General features: G+C 63.6%; 2 pseudogenes. Both read left to right on the forward strand.

From position 1 onward, the window contains the following. A pseudogene (locus GGR04_RS23660) lies at positions 1-850 on the forward strand (IS630 family transposase); the annotation flags it as partial. 416 nt (positions 851-1,266) lie between these two features. Continuing rightward, positions 1,267-1,393: pseudogene (locus GGR04_RS23665) on the forward strand (transposase); the annotation flags it as partial.

A 1,393-nucleotide genomic window follows, 5' to 3' on the forward strand; every position in this document is an offset into this window, starting at 1 on the left:
CAGGAGCTTTCGACATAGTCGTACTCATAGGCGGATGCCTATGCCTTATCGGCTATGCCACCTGTCCGGTCAAAACGGGGTGCGCTCCACAGACCGAGGCCCATGCGGGAGAGATCCTGAGGCTCTACGAGGCCAAGCCCGACATCTCGATCGAGGAGTTGCGGGCGGCCTTGGCCGAAACGGGCGTCGCGGTTGGCTATGGCGGATTGTGGCGCTTCTTCAAACGCCATCGCATCACCGCGAAAAAAAGACAGCGCACGCGGCAGAACAAGCTCGCCCCAACGTGTCGAAGCGCAGGGAGGACTGGTTCCACGGCTAGATCGATCTCGATCCCTCTTGCTGGGTGTTCATCGACGAAACCTGGGCGTCCACGAACATGGCGCGCCGATATGGCCGAGCGCCGAAAGATCAGAGGTTTCGCGCCGCCATCCCGCACGGACACTGGAAGACCACGACCTTCGTCGCCGGGCTTCGCCTGGGCGGGATCGTCGCGCCCTTCGTGCTCGACAGGCCCATCAACCGCGTCGCCTTCGAGACCTATGTCGAGAAGGTGCTCGTTCCCGAATTGAAGCCTGGCGACATCGTCGTGATGGACAACCTGTCCAGCCACAAGGGACCGGCTGTGGCGCGTCTGATCGAGGCCGCCGGCGCGCAGCTCCTTTATCTGCCTCCTTACAGTCCCGACTTCAACCCGATCGAAATGGCCTTCTCCAAGCTGAAGGCGCTCTTGCGAAAAGCCGAAGAGAGGACCGTCGAGGCGCTCTGGAACAGGATCGGCCAGCTCGTCGATGGCTTCAAGCCCGGCGAATGCGCCAACTTCTTCAAAGCCGCCGGACATGACGCAGACTGATCGGATTCCGCTCCAGAGCAAATCCTGCCCGCGTTGAATCAGCGCGGTGTTTGTGATTCAGGTCCTGTCTTCCGCGGAGGTGGACGATGGGACGGCCCTACAGCGACGATCTGCGTGAGCGCGTTCTGAAGGAGGCGGAGCGGTCTTCGGCTCGGCGCCGCTGCGGTCCGGTTTGGGATCGGCGCAGCGACGGCGGTGCGTTGGGCAGCACGTGCCAGACTTGGCGAACGTTCGGCTCAGCCTGGGGGCGGTCGACGGGGTTCGCGCCTGGACGCCCATGCCGAGTTCGTCGAGACGATGATTCGGGATCGCAAGGACATCACGCTGGACGAGATGGTGGAGCGCCTGGCCACCGAACGTGATCTGCATCTGAGCCGCTCGGCGCTGAGCGCTTGGCTCCGTCGGCAGGGCTGGACGTTCGGACCACCATCGAGGCGGCCGGAGCGAGCCTCTGCTTCCTGCCGCCCGACTCGCCCGACTTCAACCCGATCGAGAACGCCTTCGCCAAGCTCAAGGCTCTGCTGCGCGCCAGAGCTGAGCGCA

The organism is Aureimonas pseudogalii, from assembly GCF_014196835.1.
In the GTDB taxonomy this organism is placed as follows: domain Bacteria; phylum Pseudomonadota; class Alphaproteobacteria; order Rhizobiales; family Rhizobiaceae; genus Aureimonas; species Aureimonas pseudogalii.